The 15,693-nt window shown below is 63.7% G+C and carries 10 protein-coding genes and 2 other RNA genes; 6 read left to right on the forward strand and 6 right to left on the reverse strand.

Features of this window, described 5'->3' with window-relative positions; all coding sequences use genetic code 11:
* Positions 1-81: 81 nt before the first annotated feature.
* Positions 82-1,422: a tRNA uridine-5-carboxymethylaminomethyl(34) synthesis GTPase MnmE gene (gene mnmE, locus NYR97_RS08500; protein WP_316697518.1), complete on the forward strand. Its 1,341-nt coding sequence runs from the start codon at positions 82-84 to the stop codon at positions 1,420-1,422.
* A 103-nt stretch (positions 1,423-1,525) separates the two neighbouring features.
* On the opposite strand, the gene NYR97_RS08505 is transcribed toward mnmE, so the two are convergent.
* Together NYR97_RS08505 and NYR97_RS08510 are read right to left on the reverse strand one after the other, a co-directional pair.
* The gene (locus NYR97_RS08505; RefSeq protein WP_316697519.1) at positions 1,526-4,570 is read right to left on the reverse strand and encodes an outer membrane beta-barrel protein; all 3,045 of its coding nucleotides are present in this window, start codon (positions 4,568-4,570) and stop codon (positions 1,526-1,528) included.
* Positions 4,571-5,281: 711 nt separating this feature from the next.
* Entirely contained in the window at positions 5,282-6,142 is an 861-nt protein-coding gene (locus NYR97_RS08510) for an acid phosphatase (protein WP_316697520.1), read from the reverse strand.
* A gap of 193 nt (positions 6,143-6,335) precedes the next feature.
* On the opposite strand from NYR97_RS08510, the gene NYR97_RS08515 reads away from it, so the two are divergent.
* The gene (locus NYR97_RS08515; protein ID WP_316697521.1) at positions 6,336-8,636 is read left to right on the forward strand and encodes a TonB-dependent receptor; all 2,301 of its coding nucleotides are present in this window, start codon (positions 6,336-6,338) and stop codon (positions 8,634-8,636) included.
* 98 nt (positions 8,637-8,734) lie between these two features.
* Here the strand turns inward: NYR97_RS08515 and NYR97_RS08520 are convergent.
* Positions 8,735-8,810: non-coding RNA, sX9 sRNA (locus tag NYR97_RS08520), on the reverse strand.
* A gap of 77 nt (positions 8,811-8,887) precedes the next feature.
* Between NYR97_RS08520 and NYR97_RS08525 the strand changes: the two genes are divergently transcribed.
* Positions 8,888-9,988, forward strand: a complete 1,101-nt coding sequence (locus tag NYR97_RS08525) for a glycerophosphodiester phosphodiesterase (RefSeq protein WP_205393088.1) — start codon at positions 8,888-8,890, stop codon at positions 9,986-9,988.
* 79 nt (positions 9,989-10,067) lie between these two features.
* Here NYR97_RS08525 and NYR97_RS08530 read toward each other — a convergent pair whose 3' ends face one another.
* Together NYR97_RS08530 and NYR97_RS08535 are read right to left on the reverse strand one after the other, a co-directional pair.
* Positions 10,068-10,856: a rhomboid family intramembrane serine protease gene (locus NYR97_RS08530; protein ID WP_316697523.1), complete on the reverse strand. Its 789-nt coding sequence runs from the start codon at positions 10,854-10,856 to the stop codon at positions 10,068-10,070.
* 654 nt (positions 10,857-11,510) lie between these two features.
* Positions 11,511-12,467 (reverse strand): TerC family protein, encoded by a 957-nt coding sequence (locus NYR97_RS08535; RefSeq protein WP_205393086.1) that lies wholly within the window; start codon positions 12,465-12,467, stop codon positions 11,511-11,513.
* A gap of 318 nt (positions 12,468-12,785) precedes the next feature.
* On the opposite strand from NYR97_RS08535, the gene NYR97_RS08540 reads away from it, so the two are divergent.
* The 3 genes from NYR97_RS08540 (at position 12,786) to NYR97_RS08550 (ending at position 14,458) form a co-directional block, all read left to right on the forward strand.
* Positions 12,786-13,952 carry a class I SAM-dependent rRNA methyltransferase gene (locus NYR97_RS08540; RefSeq protein WP_023905853.1) on the forward strand — a complete coding sequence of 389 codons (1,167 nt, stop codon included), beginning with the start codon at positions 12,786-12,788 and terminating at the stop codon, positions 13,950-13,952.
* Between the two features lie 73 nt (positions 13,953-14,025).
* A non-coding RNA gene (locus NYR97_RS08545) (sX9 sRNA) lies at positions 14,026-14,102 on the forward strand.
* Positions 14,103-14,140: 38 nt separating this feature from the next.
* Complete coding sequence (locus tag NYR97_RS08550) at positions 14,141-14,458, forward strand: hypothetical protein (protein WP_316697526.1); 318 nt, start codon at positions 14,141-14,143, stop codon at positions 14,456-14,458.
* Positions 14,459-14,576: 118 nt separating this feature from the next.
* Here NYR97_RS08550 and ftrA read toward each other — a convergent pair whose 3' ends face one another.
* Complete coding sequence (gene ftrA / locus NYR97_RS08555) at positions 14,577-15,557, reverse strand: transcriptional regulator FtrA (protein WP_205393083.1); 981 nt, start codon at positions 15,555-15,557, stop codon at positions 14,577-14,579.
* Positions 15,558-15,693: the final 136 nt, after the last annotated feature.

Genomic DNA, 15,693 nt, shown 5'->3' on the forward strand with positions numbered 1-15,693 from the left:
GAAGAAGGCCCGCCGCAAGGCGGGCTTTCTGCATGCGCGCCTGCAAGCCACGTTTCTGACCACACGCCGTACCAACAACCTATGTCTTCTTCGCCATCGACCATTGTTGCCATCGCCAGTGCCGCCGGAACCGGAGGCATCGGCATCGTGCGGCTGTCCGGGCCGCAGGCCGCGCAAATCGCCGCCGACTTGGGTGTCCCGAATCTGCAGCCACGGCAGGCGAGATACGCACGCTTTCGCGATGCCCTGGGCGAGGTGATCGACGATGGCATTGCGCTGTGGTTTCCGGCGCCGCACAGTTTTACCGGCGAAGACGTGGTGGAGTTGCAAGGCCATGGCAGCCCGGTGTTGCTGCGGCAGGTGGTGGCGCGCTGTATCGCACTGGGCGCACGGCAGGCACGCGCGGGCGAATTCAGCGAGCGTGCGTTTCTCAACGGCAAACTCGATCTTGCGCAGGCAGAGGCCATCGCCGACCTGATTGCGGCCGGCGATCTGCGCGCAGCGCGTGCCGCGCGACGTTCCTTGGATGGCGTGTTCTCGCGCCGCGTGGATGCAGTCAGCGACAGCCTGACGCGTCTGCGCATCCATGTGGAGGCGGCGATCGATTTTGCCGATGAGCCGCTGGATACGCTGGGCGGCACCCAAGTGCGCGATGGACTGACGCAGGCACGCGGCTTGCTCGCGCAATTACTGCGTGATGCCGAACGCGGACGCAAGTTGCGCGATGGGTTGCATGCGGTGTTGATCGGTCCGCCCAACGCCGGCAAGAGTTCCTTGCTCAATGCACTTGCGGGCAGCGAGCGCGCCATCGTCACCGATGTCGCCGGCACCACGCGCGATACCTTGCAGGAAACCATCCAGCTCGATGGCTTCGAACTGACCCTGGTCGACACTGCGGGCTTGCGCGACGGCGGCGATGCGATCGAACGCGAAGGCATGCGCCGCGCACGCGCCGAACTGCAGCGCGCCGACCTGGCGCTGATCGTGCTGGATGCACGCGACCCGCAAACTGCACGCGATGCGATCGGCGATGCCATCGATGCGGTGCCGCGGCAGCTCTGGATCCACAATAAGTGCGATTTGCTGCTAGATGCTCTGAAACTCGATAGCGATGCAATCGCGGTCTCTGCAGTGACCGGGCAGGGTTTGGAGCAGCTGCACATCCGCCTGCGCGAACTCGCACTGGGCGATGGCATGGAAAGCGTGGATGGCGAATTCTCAGCACGCACGCGGCATGTCGAAGCACTGCGTCGCGCCGAGCACCACGCGGATGCGGCGGATCTGGAACTGGGTTTCGAACAACTCGAACTGGCCGCTGAGGAATTGCGTCTGGCGCACGAAGCGCTTGGCGACATTACCGGCAAGCTGAGCGCCGACGAGTTGCTGGGCAAGATCTTTTCGAGTTTTTGTATTGGTAAGTGATGCGGCACTGCGCAGCGCGGAGCGCTGAATCTAGCATTCGCCAATTAAAAAATCCGGCCTCTTACGAGACCGGATTTCGTATGTAAAACGCTGATACCGCGACTTAGAAGTCGTAGCGCGCGGTCAGGCGAAACGAACGAGGCGTCTGATAATTTTGATCGTTCAAATAGTTTGGGCTGATCACATCACGCGAGGCCTCACTGAACTCGTTGTACTCGGTGACCCTGTCGTTGTTGAACAGGTTGAAGACATCTAGCTTGAAGCGCAGTTTGTTATCGGCCCAGTTGGGGATGTACGCCGCGGCCAGATCGAAGGTCCAGGTCCACGGCGTGCGGCCTTCGTCGCCACGTTGGCGTAGCACGCGTGTGCCCTCGGCGTTCAAGCAGTAAAAGCTCGAGCCGCTGTAACCGCTGAGGTTGCCCTGGTCAGGCTGCGGGATGTCGTCCAGCGGGATATAGCCCTGGCAATTGATCGGGCGCCCGGACTGCAGGACCAAATTTCCGCCAAGCTGCCATTCCGGCGTGATCGTATAAGCACCGAACAGCTTGAGCGTGTGCTGACGATCGTTCGGGGTCGGCCCATAGGTGCCATCGGTGAACAGACGGTGGTCGAAGTCCTGGGTGAGGCCGGCGTCCTCCTGTTCCAGCGTGGAATTGACATAGCCCTCGACGTTGCCGCGTGTCCTGGCAAACGTATAGGAGCCCTGGAAGTTGAACTTCTCGCCGGTGCGCTCCCAGAAGAATTCCAGAGCGGTATGCAGGCGGCGATATTCCGGCAGGCCAAGATACGAGGCCGGCAAGGTTGCCAGTTCCAGTTCGCCATCACCATTGAGATCGACGTTGATGGTCACATCGCTGCCCGGATTCAAGAAGTAGCAGCTAGGCACCGAGCCCGGATCGAAATCGGGGTAGCCGTTGTCCGCCGCCCAGTCGATCCACGGATTGGTGGTGCAGGTGTCGTCCATCCCGGACTTCACTTCGCGGCGGATCATGCGCACACCCGCCATCCAGTTTTCCGTCAACTGCAGCTGGCCACCGAGAATGACCTCGTCCTGGTACATCGGCGACAGGTTGGTGGACGCGACAGAGGCTGGATTCGGCGCAGTGAGCGAGCCATTGGTCTGGGTCTGGCCAATCTGCGCACCTTGGCCAACCGGCGTGCCATCGGCTTCGCTCCAGCCATTGACGAAGTACCAGTTGGACACGGTCGATTCGGCGCCGGTTGCGCGGATACTGGAGTTGGTCGCCACCGGGATGTAGTAGCGGCCTGCGGTACCGAACAGCTTCAAGCTGGAATCGCCCAGCACATCCCAGGAGAAGCCCAGGCGCGGTGCCATTTTGTAATCGGATTCGATCCAGGCAATGCCATCGCCGTTCTTGTTTTCGAACTTCTCACCGCGCAAGCCGAGCACGGCGAGGAAGTTTTCGGTGACCTGCCAGTTGTCTTCCAGATAAAACGCGCTATTGGTGTTTTCGTACGTGGAGCTGCTGCTCTGGAACACGCGCGAACGTGCGTACAGCGCATTGCGCGGCACCAGTTGGCCGTTGACCGTGCGGCCAGGCCGGCCTGCAAACGCGCCGGTGGCTACCGAATTGCCGGGCACCGTGTAATACGCCCAGTTGATGCCACCGGCGTAGGTCTGGCCACGGTGGCTGGATTCGTACTTTTCCTGATCCACGCCGAAGCGCAACCGGTGATCGCCCAGCACCCATTCGCCATCGACCCGGAACGCTTTGCGGATGTCCTCGTCCGGCTCCGCATCGCGGTCGGCGATCGTGGAGATCGTGCCCGGGTTGCAGCCGATGTATCGGTCGACCACGCTGGTGGTCAGGCCGAAGCTGTAGGCCCAAGGGCATTCGCTCCCAGCCGGATCGGCCGGCAGGCGGGACTCGATCAGATTGCTCAGGTAGCCGTACTGCGCCGACAGCGTGAAATTATCGGTGAAGTAGCCGGTGTATTTGAGGATGCCGATCTTGCCGCCATTCTCCATCTCGTACTGCTCGATCGGCACTTCGTGCCGGCCAACGTTGTAGCGGTTGTCGCCGTTGGCGTCGGTGGCGTATTCGTAGGTGCGGTACTTGGTCTTGGCCTGGTTGTAGATGCCGGTGAATTCGACCAAGTTGCTGTCGTTGATATACCAATCGAGCTTGACCAGGCCCTGCGGGGTCGTGTCACTGACGCGCCGGCTGGTCAGCGCGTAGAAGTTGTCTTCAGTTTCCTGGCGGCCTTCCACCATTGCGAAGAAGAACAAGCGGTCCTTGACGATCGGGCCGCTGGCATACGCAGAGTAAATGGTGCTGTCGAACTGATCGTCGCTGCGGTACTGGTACAGCGGGTCTGACGCGTCGGGGTCGCGTTCGCGGACGTTTTTACCCGCCGCCGCGCCCCAGTCCGGTGCCCATTCCACGCTGCCGCCGTAGTGCCATTCGTTGGAGCCGGCCTTGGTGACGATGCTGACGATGCCGCCAAGCGAGCGGCCGTATTCGGCGCCATACCCGCCGGTCTTGATCTGCAGCTGACCAATGCTCTGGAACGGCAGATTAGCGAACGACAGAAACGTACGCATGTTCGTGACGTCAAAGCCATTGATGTAGTAGCCGTTCTCGGCCACCGACGATCCGCCGAACGAGGCAAGGTTGCCTGCACCGAGCCCGCTGTCGCCCCGGACCGCGCCAGGCGCGAGCAGCGCGACCGAAGACACATCGCTGGCCACCGGTAGCGAGACCATCTGGTCGGCAGTGAACACCGTGGTCGATTCCACCGAAGAGACGTCGATGGGGTTGAACGCCTGCGCGCCGACCACTTCCACCCGATCCAGCGTAGTGGCATCGCTACTCAGCGAGACCTGCGCGCCGCTGCCGACCTTGACCTCGACCTCCCGGGTCAGCCCATTGGAGGTAATGATGTATTTACCCGGCGGCAGCTGGCTGAACGTGAATCGGCCATCGGCAGCGGCAGTGGCTGAACGACTCACGCCCGTCTGCGGGCTTTGAATGGCGATGGTGCTGCCAGGCTGCCCACTACCGAAAATGGAGCCCACCGCGCTCTGCGCCTGTACACCGCCGGCAACACACATGCTCAGCGCAATGCTCAAGGCACTGCGTGTGATGTTCTTGGACAAGGCACTACGAACCCCTGGACGTGTCATTCCTCTCTCTCCTGATGAAGTACCGTCACACCGACTGCAAGACGTAAAAACTCAACTGCCTGTGGCAATTGAGGGGGAAGGCGCTTCGAGAAAACCTGACCAACCGAGCCCGTCACTTTCCTGAAGGCTGCCTGAAGATTAACCCAAGATTTACGGGGATGTCATCTTCCGGGAACTTTTTAATGAAACAGGGCTTCCGGGCCAGGAATTGCTTGTCGAATTCATGTAATGAGCGCCTGTCCCCCTCCGGTCCAACGCGGCTGGTGTCGTCGTCCCACGTCTTTGTCCAGGCGACCAGTACGCATCTGGCGCCTTCGCCGACAGTGAGCACGCTGCCCGACCGAGCGAAGCGCCGCTGCGACATGTCATCGCGGTGGGGACGGACAGCGAAATGTCTATTGCCGTGAACGGGCAAGTGCCAGGCCGGTCGGCCGGGTTGGTGAGCATCGGCTCGCATTGATCATGCAGAACATGCGGGAGGGGCTGGCGCCGGACGCGCGCGCGCAGAATGAGCGAGGCCGGGCGGTCTCGATCAACGTAGTCGATCTACTCAATGCGTCTGTGGCCGGCCAGTGTCCGGTGGAGTGATGCCGAGGCCGGGATCAGTCGAGGTCCAATACCGCGTATTCAACAGACGTTGGATGCATGGTCCAACGCGCAGTGGCCGCGTTGTCTAGAGCAGGTTGCAGTGATCCGATCCTGTCGTATCGCTTACATCACATCCGGCAACACCGTCTGCAGTGCCGCGTTTTCGGCATCGCAAGTGAGCGATGCCGCGGGCGTTGCAGCGTGCTTTGCGCGCGCCTTTTCAATCTCGCCGCGTGCGGCGGCCATGTCTTTCTGGAACTCAGGGTTGTCGTGCAATGCGGCGACAGTGGCGGCGCCCATGATGCGGCCCTGCAGGACATCGCTTTGCCAATGCACGTTGCAGACCAGGCGGCTGTCGCCGAAGGCGCGGCCTCGGGCGAGCAGGGCGTCGCGTTGTGCGGGGGCCAGTTCGGCCAGGATCAGGCCCCAGCTCCAGCCGATGGCGGTGTGGCCGGAGGGGTAGGAGCCGTTCTTGCGCAGCGCCGCGTCGTCGGCGGGGGTGCACATCGGTTGGTCGTTGCGCATGAACGGGCGCGGGCGTTGGTAGCGTGCCTTGGCCGCGCTGGTGCTGCTGCTGGCGTCGCGCATGCTGCGTTCGAGCAGGCGCAGCAGATGCGGGGTGTGGGTCTGATCGATCTGGACGCCAAGCGCGCAGCTGAAGTGACTGGCGGCAGCGGGGAAAGTCAGTGCGGCGTCCTGGGTGGCCAGGTTCCAACGCGGTGTGCCGCGCAACGCGAGCATGGCCTTGGCGATGGCTTCGTCGTTGGCCAGCGCGGCGCTGCCGTCCTGCGGCGGTGGCGGCACCAGGCGCAGGCTGTCGGGCAACTGTTCTTTTTCGAGATATCCGCGCGCATCGGTGGCGATCACCGAGCCTGTCGATGCTGGTTTTTCCCGCGCGCTCAGCATGCCGCTGCCGACGACCAGCGCGGCGATGGCGATGCCGGTCAGCGTCCGAGGATAAGAGCGAGCACTGCGATGCGACATGGACCAACCCTCAACAACGCGCATGGAAGAGCTCGCAGATTACGACGCGCAGATGACACGTGCGTGCCAGCGCAACGCAGCTGCGGCGCGGAATGCGCAGCTGCTGTCGCAGCACTGTCATGTCCCGGTCGCATCGACGCAAGACAGCTGTCGCACGCTTGCCGTCATCTTTTGACTCGTCCCCCTGCCGCTCATGCCCAAGACCCATCTGTTAAGTGCCGTCGTTCTTACCGCGCTCGTGCTGTCGCCGGCCGCCCACGCCGCCGATCCCGAGGTGACTGCCGACACCGGCACGACCGTGCAGCAGCTCGATGCGGTCTCGGTGATCGGCCAGGGCGAAACGCGTCAGGTGCAGCGCATCACCCAGCAGGACATTCCGGTGTTGCCGCCCGGCACCAGCATCCAGAAGCTGCTCAACCGCATGCCGGGCGTCAACGTGCAATCCAACGATGCCTTCGGTGCCAACGAAGAGTCGCAGACGATCAGCCTGCGCGGCTTCAACGGCACGCGCCTGGGCTATACGCTCGACGGCCTCCCGCTGGGCGACAACGCCTACGGCAACTACAACGGCCTCAATATCAGCCGCGCGCTGATCGCCGAGAACTTCGGCGGCGTGGAGCTGGCCTCGGGCATCGGTGCGCTGGGTACCGCCTCCACCAGCAACCTCGGCGGCACCATCCAGTACTACTCGGCCGATCCGTCCAGCGTGTTCGGCGGGCAGGTGTCGCAGACGGTGGGGTCCGATGCCAACCGCCGTACCTTCCTGCGCGTGGATACCGGCGACTACAACGGCTTTTCGGCATATGTGTCGGGCATCAACGCCGAAGCCGACATGTGGGCGCGTCCGGACTCGCCGACCACTACGCGGCAGTTCAATGCCAAGAGTGTGTACCAGTTCGACGGCGGCAAGTTGACCGCGTTCGCCGATACCTCGCGCACCTCGCAGGCGGATTATTCGTATCTGTCCAAGAGCGGCATGGCGCGTGGCCTGGGTTGGGACTGGAATCTGTACGCACCGGACTGGAACCGTGCGCTGGCCGCAGCGTATTGCGCACCGGCCACGCGGAATGCGGCACGCTGTGGTTTCAGTGGCGGCGTGGACAACGTCGACGATGCCTATTACCAAAGCCGCGCATTGCGCGACGACGATCTGTTCTACGTGGCCGGCGACTTCCAGCCCAACGATGCGATCAGCCTGCACACCCAGGTCTATCACCACGAAAACAAGGGTCAGGGCCACTGGTGGTCGCCGGGCCAGGCGTCCAATCCAGGCACGCCGCAGGCATTGCCGATCTCCATCCGCAGCACCAATTACTGGATCAACCGCACCGGCGGCATCGCCTCGCTCGGCTGGAACCTGGGCCCGCATCACCTCGAAGCCGGGCTGTGGTACGAGCGCAATCACCACGATGTGGAGCGCAATTTCTACTGGATCGACGGGCCGGTCAGCGACGACAAGTTCCTGCAGGATCCGGACCGCCGGTTGTTCTCGCAGAACTACGTCATCACCACCCGGCAGTTCTACGTGCAGGGCAATTTCAAGTTCTTCGATGAGCGCCTGAGCGTGGATCTGGGCATCAAGAGCCCGAGTACCGAAATGACCGCGCGCGAGACGCCGGGCGTGGCGGTGGAAGCGCCGGTGGCGACCGGCTCGATCAAGGCCAGCGACTCGGTACTGCCGCAGATCGGTCTGGGTTATCGCCTGGCCGAAGGGCAGGAAGTGTTCGCCTCGTATGCGGAAAACATCGCCGCGTTTCAGGGCGGCGGCGCCGGCGGTCCGTTGCTGGTGACCCAGGCCTCGTTCGATGCCAGCGTTGGTGCGCTGGAGCCGGAAAAGTCGCGCACCATGGAAGCCGGTTATCGCTTCGTGCGCGATCACTTCGAAGCCTCGCTGGTCGGTTACGACGTCACCTTCGACAACCGTCTGCTCTCGCTCAATCCCTGCGCCAGCATCCAGCAGGGCACCACGCCGGCCTGCACCACGCGCTTCTTCAACGTGGGCTCGGTGAGCAGCCGCGGCGGCGAACTGACCGTGATCTGGAAGCCGACCAGTTACCTGCAGTGGTACAACTCGGCCTCGATCAACCGTTCGACCTACGACGACAATTACGTGCAGAACGGTGTGACCATCGCCACTGCCGGCAAGACCACGGTGGATACGCCCAAGCGCATGTTCGCCAGCGAAATCGCCTTCAACTACGCCAACTGGAACGTCAATCTGCGCGGCAAGTACACCGGGCAGCGCTACTACACCTACACCAACGATCAGGGTTTTGGCGGTTACACCTCGTTCGATGCGGGCGCCGGGTACGACTTCGGCCAGGCCGGCGTGCTGCAGGGGCTCAAGCTCTCGCTCAACGTCACCAACCTCACCGACAAGCGTTACGCCTCCAACCTCACCGCGTTCGCCAACAGCGATCCGAATGGGCGTCAACTGGCGTTCCATGCCAGTGCGCCGCGGCAGGTGTTCTTGACGCTGGATGCGAAGTTCTGAGTCAGGGATTGGGGAATCGGGATTTGGGATTCGTAACGGCGGGTCTTGCTGCTGCTTACGGATTTTCCGATGCTGATGGACGCTGTTAGTTTTAGAGTGGCTGACAAGACGTAGCGCGTGGTTGTCAGGCGGATGCAGACGATGCGGAGAAAGCGGGGTGTATGTGTCGTACATGCCGCACCGCCAATCGGCCGCGTTCGCCTGGCGATCATGCCTTGGTTTTGATGGCTGCTTTTTCGTTGGAGAAATGCATGATGCAGTTCCACCGTGTTCTAGTGTTGGGAGCGATGATGGTCGGCATGAGCGGCCCCGCAGTGGCAGAAGCGCCGTTGGCGAAAACGGTGCAGATCTTTGCGCACCGCGGTGCCAGCGCGTTGCGCCCGGAACACACGTTGGCCTCCTACGCCAAGGCCATTGTGGATGGCGCCGATTTCGTCGAGCCGGATCTGGTGTCGACCAAGGATGGCGTGCTGGTGGCACGCCATGAGAACGAGATCGGCGGCACCACCGATGTGGCCAGCCACCCTGAGTTCGCCGCGCGCAAGACCCGCAAGACCATCGATGGCCAGCCGATGGAAGGCTGGTTCACCGAAGACTTCAGTCTTGCCGAATTGAAGACGCTGCGCGCGCGCGAGCGTCTGCCGCAATTGCGTGGCACGCGTTGGGATGGGCAGTTTCAGATCGTGACCTTCGACGAGATCATCGATTTTGTCGCAGCGGAATCGGCAGCGACCGGGCGCACGATCGGGCTGATTCCGGAGATCAAGCACCCGAGCTATTTCAGTGCGCTGAAGTTGCCGATGGAAGACAAGGTGCTGGCGAGCTTGCGTGCGCATGCCTACACGCAGACCGCGCCGGTGGTGATCCAGTCGTTCGAGACCGGCAACCTGCGTGGCCTGCGCGGCAAGATCGGGCGCACCAGCAACATTCGCCTGCTGCAGTTGCTGGGTGGCGCGCAGATGGCGCTGCCCGATGCCGGTGTGGGCAACGCGCCGCGCACCTACGCGCAGATGATCACGCCCGAAGGGCTGAAGCAGATCGCCAGCTATGCCGATGCGATCGGCCCGGATATCCGCAGCATCATTCCGTTGGATGCGCAGCAACGCCTGGGCACGCCAACCAGCCTGGTGCGCGACGCGCATGCGGCAGGATTGCAGGTGCAGCCGTATACGTTCCGCCCGGAGAACTACTTCTTGGCTGCCGAAAACCGCAGCAGCGGCGCGGTGACCGAGCGTAACGACGCCGGGGCACTGGCCGAACTCAAGACCTATCTGGACGCCGGCATCGATGCCTTCTTCGCCGACGACCCGGGCCTGGCGCGGCGTGCGTTGCACGCGCGTGCAATGCGTTAAACGCATCCGCGGCCCGTAGGAGCGCGCTTGCGCGCGATGAGGCGTTATCGAGGAAGCCTCATCGCGCGCAAGCGCGCTCCTACGTCCCAGGCGGTCGCTCGCGCGGGGGGAAATGCAGTACCACGTTGTGCGAGCCGTCTTCCTGGCGTTGCCATAGCACCGGCACCTGGCGCGGCGGCGGCGGTTCCAGCACGTCGCGCTCGGCATTGCTGACTTCCCACGCAGCGTCTTCGTCCTCATCCTCCCAGCTGTAGCGTGGCCTGGCCTGTTGCGGGTCGCGCAGGCGCAGCAGCAGTGCGGCGATCAGGCCGGCCACGGCGCCGCCCAGATGCGATTGCCACGACACGCCGGCCTCGTGCGGCAGGATGGTCAGCAGCATGCCGCCGTAGAACAGGAAGGCGATCATGCTGGTGGCGATCGCCGGGCGGTCGCGGCGCAGCAGGCCGAGCACAAACACCAGAAACATCAGCCCGTGGGTGACGCCGCTGGCGCCCAGGTGGCGGCTGCCGGGTTCGCCCAGCAGCCAGGCGCCCAGGCCCGAACCCAGCCACAACAACGGCAGCGCCATGACGGTGGCGCGCGGATACACGCTGCCGGCCAGCGTGCCCAGGATCAGCAGGGCGGCCGCGTTGGCGCCCAGATGCGCGAGCGAGCCATGCAGCAGCGGTGCGGTGAGAATGCCGAGCAGGCCGTCGGCCTGCAGCGGTGCCACCGCCCAGGCGCGCCAGTCGAACATGCCCTGGGCGGTGAACACTGCCACCAGCAGCAGCACCGCGGCCAGGCTGAAGTTGAAGGCACGCAAGACCCGGGAACGGTCCAGACGGTCTTGGGCGGTGGCGTCGGCGGCGGCAACAGGATGCTGTGTCATGCCTTCACGGATGGCGTCGCGCGGGTTTTTTTACAAGCCCATCCGGCGCGGGATAAGCAGGCCCGGCGACGGGATAATCCACTCCCGGCGCCGATCTTTGGCGCATCGGCCTGCGCCGCATCACGGATGATCTGTTGCTTGGCTGCAGGGTCCTTGCCCGCCCACCATCGCGGGACACGCCGCAAGTACGTCCCTGTAAGCTCTTACGCGGCATCCATGCCGCGTAAGGTCCCGCGACGGTGGGCGGGCAAGGACCAGTCGAGCTGGTCGGTGTGCATGTTTTCAACAACGCCACCTACAAACTCTCTGGTGCGGTGTCCTCACCGATTGCGGGACCGTGTGGCGGCATGGATACCGCCACCGAGCCTCCACGGACGGATTCACGGCGTGTCCCGCGAGCGGTGAGGGCACCGCGCCCTCGACTCACCTAGCTTTTGATTGTTGATCTGCGCCTTGGCTGCAGGGTCCTTGCCCGCCCACCATCGCGGGACACGCTGCAAGTACGTCCTTGTAAGCTCTTACGCGGCATCCATGCCGCGTAAGGTCCCGCGACGGTGGGCGGGCAAGGACCAGTCGAGATGGTCGGTGCGCATGGTGGGGAGCAGTGCATGCGGCGCTGCCATTCACGAATCCCCAATCCCGAATCCCGGCCCGTCAGTGACGGGCCGGCTTGGGCGGACGCAGCAGGCTCAGCACGATGGTGAAGATCAGGATCAGCACCACCACTGCCAGCGACACCAGCACCGGGATCTTGTACAGATCGATGATCATCATCTTGGTGCCGATGAACACCAGGATCACCGCCAGGCCATATGGCAACAGGTGAAAGCGGTCGGCCATGCCGGCCAGCAGGAAGAACATCGCACGCAGGCCCAGCACCGCGAACACGTTGGAGGTCAGCACGATGAACGGGTCGGTGGTGATGGCAAAGATCGCCGGAATGCTGTCCACCGCGAAGATCACATCGATCACCGCGATCAAAATCAGCACCACGAACAGCGGCGTGAACCAGCGCTTGCCGTCCTTGATCACGCTCAGCAGGTTGCCGTCGTACTGCGGGCTGAGCCGCAGATGGCCGCGCATCCAGCGCAGCACCGGGTTGGCTTCCAGATCCGGCTCCTTGCCGGCGGAGAACCACATCTTGATACCGGTCAGCAGCAGGAACGCGCCGAACACGTAAAGCAGCCAATGGAACTTGGTCAGCAATACCGAGCCTGCAAAGATCATGATCGCGCGCAGCACGATGGCGCCCAGCACGCCGATGATCAGCACGCGCTGGCGCTGTTCTTCAGGCACGCCGAAGTAGGTCATGACCATCAGGAACACGAAGATGTTGTCGACCGCGAGCGATTTCTCGACCAGATAGCCGGTCAGGAACTCCAGCCCGATCCGGTTGGCCACCGCCTCGCCGGCGCTGGACTGCAGGTACCACCACAGCCCGGCGTTGAAGGCCAGCGCCAGCAGCACCCAGCCGATGCTCCACCAGGTGGCTTCCTTGAAGGTCACCTTGTGCGCGCCGCCATGGCGCATCAGCACCAGATCGACCATCAGCGCCACGATCACCACGATCGCGAAGCCACCCCATAACCAGACATTGCCAATGGTTTGCATAAAAGAATCCCGAAAAGTGAAACGACCTGGACAGCCGGTGGGCTGAGGCCTTGTGACACGGAAATCGTGGATTCCGGGTGACGGACCTTCGCCTGCGCGGCGAAGGTCTCGCTCGCAACCGGTATGGGCCGGTTGCCGTTGCACCGGAGCGCCTGGTGACAGGGCTCGTAATGACGGCGACAACGCTGGAGCGACTTCCCGAACGATGGCATGACCGCTGCGACGTTCTGTTGGCCGTTCCTGGGAGCTACTCCCCTTCTGAGCCCGATTCTGCGTTGCGGGCTCAGGCACGTCAATCCAGCCGGATACAATGGGAGGATGAATACTCCTGTCCCCGTCGTCCGACTCAAGAATGCGTGGCGCTCCAGCCACCCGTGGATCTTCCAGAAGCTGGTGGAAAAGCCCGCCGCCAAGCCCAAACCCGGCACCATCGTCGATGTGGTCGGCGTGGATGGGGAGTGGATCGGCCGCGGCTTCTACAACGGCCATTCGCGCATCGCCGTGCGCATCCTGGAAACCGATCAATCGGTGCCGGTGGATGCGGGCTGGTTCTCGCGCAAGATCGCCGCGGCAGTGAGCCTGCGCCGCGACTGGCTCAAGCTCGATGGCGTGTCCGATGCCTGGCGCGTGGTGCACAGCGAAGGCGACGGCCTGTCCGGGCTGGTGGTGGACCGCTACGGCGATCTGGTGGTGGTGGAGTTCTTTGCCGCCGGCATGTTCCGCCACCGCGAATGGATCTACGAGGCGCTGCGCGAGCAGTTCCCCGGTTGCCGCTTCCACAGCTTTGCCGACGAACACGTGCAAAAGCAGGAAAGCTTCGACTTCCACGGCAACACCACCACCGAAGCGGCGGTGATCACCGAGTACGGCATCAAGTTCCGTGCCGACCCGGCGGGGGCGCACAAGACCGGGTTTTTTGCCGATCAGCGCGAAAACCGCCAGTGGCTGAGCGAGCAGGTCGAAGGCAAGAGCGTGCTGGACCTGTGCTGCAACACCGGCGGATTTGCGGTGTATGCGGCCGCGCGTGGTGCCTCGGAGGTGCTGGGCGTGGACATCGACGAGGATGTGATCGCGTTGGCCAAGGGCAATGCCAAGCTCAACAACGTGCGCCCCAAGTTCGTGCAGGCCGACATCTTTCCGTGGCTGCGCGATGCGTCCAATCGCGGCGACCAGTTCGATGTGGTGATCCTGGACCCAGCCAAGATGACGCGCGACCGCGAGCAGGTGATTCCCGCGTTGAAGAAGTACCTGGACATGAACAAATTGGCACTGGGCGTGGTCAAGCCCGGTGGCCTGTTCGCCACCTTCTCGTGCACCGGGCTGGTGGCCGAGCAGGAATTCCTGGACATGCTGCGCCGCGCCTCGTATTTCTCCGGGCGCACCATCCAGATCCTGAAAGTCGCCGGTGCCGGCCCGGACCATCCGTTCATGGCGCACGTGCAGGAATCGCGCTATCTGAAGGCTGTTTTCTGCCGCGTGATCTAGCGCGGCGATCAAGAGCGACTAACAAAACTACTGCGCGGCCGCCAGACGGGCGCGGCCGGTGCTCGGAATCGGCATGTACCACTCGTACACTCCGGTTCTGAGCGCGCCGTCCACGCCCACCTGACGACCGCTCGCTACGTTTTGTTAGCCGCTATAAAAACGCAGTCAACCCGTGGAGCGGCCAGTCGATGACACCGGACGATGACGAACGCAAGGCGCTGACCCGGTTGCTGCGTGAGATCGAGCGCCCCAACCCCAGTCTGCTGGCCAGTAACTGGCCGGTGTTCGGCGTGTGGCTGCTGTTTTCCGGCGCCTTCATGTATCTGTTCCAGACCGGCAACGGCTCGCCATTGCATCCGTTGCTGCTGGCGCTGGGCTCGACCTGCCTGGGCGTGTTCGGCGCCTGGATCGTGTTGCGTTCGGTGTGGGCGCGGCAGTGGCCGCATGTGCGCGAGCACATCGATGTCGAGAGCGTGCGCGCGCGTCTGGCCGAGCTGGGCGACTAAGCGACCGGCAGACCGACTGCGCAGCCGTCGCATCCAGGCGACAGATGCCTGGAGCGCCGCCCACCATCGCGCAGGCTGGCGGATGAGCTGGCGATGCACTGGCGAAGCCCAGCGCGCGCTAGCGGATCTGCAACTGGCGCCGGTACGCGGCCGGGCTGGCCTGGGCCAGCACGCGAAAATGCCGGCGGAACGATTCCAGCGAGCCGAAGCCGGCGCGTTCGGCGATCCAGTGCAGCGGTCGGTCGGTGGTTTCCAGTAACTCGCGCGCCAGTGCCACGCGCTCGCGGATCACCCAGTCGATCGGCGACAGCCCGGTAGCTTCGAGAAACTGCCGTTGCAGCGTGCGTTGGCTGAGGGCGGCACGCTCGGCCAGGCTGGCCAGGGTGTGCGGTTGGTCCAGATGGCTGCGGATCCATTCGGTGAGCACCGCAAGCCGGTTCGGTTCGCCGAGCGGGATCGAGCGGTTGACCAGCTGGCTGCGCTCGCCATCGCGCCACGGCGCCAGCACCAGCCGCTGCGCGACCAGGTTGGCCACATGCGTGCCGTAGTCCTTGCGCACCATGTGCAGCAGCATGTCCATGCCGGTGGCCGAACCGGCCGAGGTGAGGATGCTGCCGGTGTCGACATACAGCACGTTGGCGCGCACCTCGATGGCGGGGAAGCGGCTGGCGAGCAGATCGGTGAGCCGCCAGTGGGTGGTGGCGCTACGGCCATCCAGCAGGCCGGCATAGGCCAGCACGAAGGCGCCCGAGCAGATCGAGGCCAGCCGCGCGCCGCGTGCGTGGGCGGCGCGCAGTTTGTCCAGCAGTGCAGCCGGCGGGCATTCGTCGGGATTGCGCCAGCCGGGGATCACGATCACGTCTGCATCGTCGAGCCGGTCAAGCGTGGCCGGTGCCTGCAACAGGCAGCCGCCTAGCGTCTTCAGCGCGTCCGGCTCGCAGGCGCACACCACGCTGCGGTACCACTCCACCTCCAGCTCGGGGCGTTGCGGCGCAAATAGCCCGACAGCGCAGCCGAACTCGAACAGACCCAGTTGCTGGTAGGCCAAAATCGCAACCAGGGGCGCGGCGGTGACGTGCGGGGAGTCGGGTTCGCTCATGCGTGGTATTAGGCCGCGTTTGCCGTGCGTCGCGATGTTGCAGACTGCCTGCAGTGGTGACCAGTGGTTGTGACCACATCGCCAATGGATATGTCGCTGGCGCGATGTTGCCAGCGGTTGTCGTGCGCACCGATGG

Source organism: Xanthomonas hydrangeae (assembly GCF_032697525.1).
In the GTDB taxonomy this organism is placed as follows: domain Bacteria; phylum Pseudomonadota; class Gammaproteobacteria; order Xanthomonadales; family Xanthomonadaceae; genus Xanthomonas; species Xanthomonas hydrangeae.

Bases quoted from the DNA above. Each gene is read 5' to 3' on its own strand.
- mnmE (WP_316697518.1), top strand. From the start codon at position 82: ATGTCTTCTTCGCCATCGACCATTGTTGCCATCGCCAGTGCCGCCGGA.
- ftrA (WP_205393083.1), bottom strand. From the start codon at position 15,557: ATGAGCGAACCCGACTCCCCGCACGTCACCGCCGCGCCCCTGGTTGCG.
- NYR97_RS08510 (WP_316697520.1), bottom strand. From the start codon at position 6,142: ATGTCGCATCGCAGTGCTCGCTCTTATCCTCGGACGCTGACCGGCATC.
- NYR97_RS08515 (WP_316697521.1), top strand. From the start codon at position 6,336: ATGCCCAAGACCCATCTGTTAAGTGCCGTCGTTCTTACCGCGCTCGTG.
- NYR97_RS08550 (WP_316697526.1), top strand. From the start codon at position 14,141: ATGACACCGGACGATGACGAACGCAAGGCGCTGACCCGGTTGCTGCGT.
- NYR97_RS08540 (WP_023905853.1), top strand. From the start codon at position 12,786: ATGAATACTCCTGTCCCCGTCGTCCGACTCAAGAATGCGTGGCGCTCC.
- NYR97_RS08505 (WP_316697519.1), bottom strand. From the start codon at position 4,570: ATGACACGTCCAGGGGTTCGTAGTGCCTTGTCCAAGAACATCACACGC.
- NYR97_RS08530 (WP_316697523.1), bottom strand. From the start codon at position 10,856: ATGACACAGCATCCTGTTGCCGCCGCCGACGCCACCGCCCAAGACCGT.
- NYR97_RS08525 (WP_205393088.1), top strand. From the start codon at position 8,888: ATGATGCAGTTCCACCGTGTTCTAGTGTTGGGAGCGATGATGGTCGGC.
- NYR97_RS08535 (WP_205393086.1), bottom strand. From the start codon at position 12,467: ATGCAAACCATTGGCAATGTCTGGTTATGGGGTGGCTTCGCGATCGTG.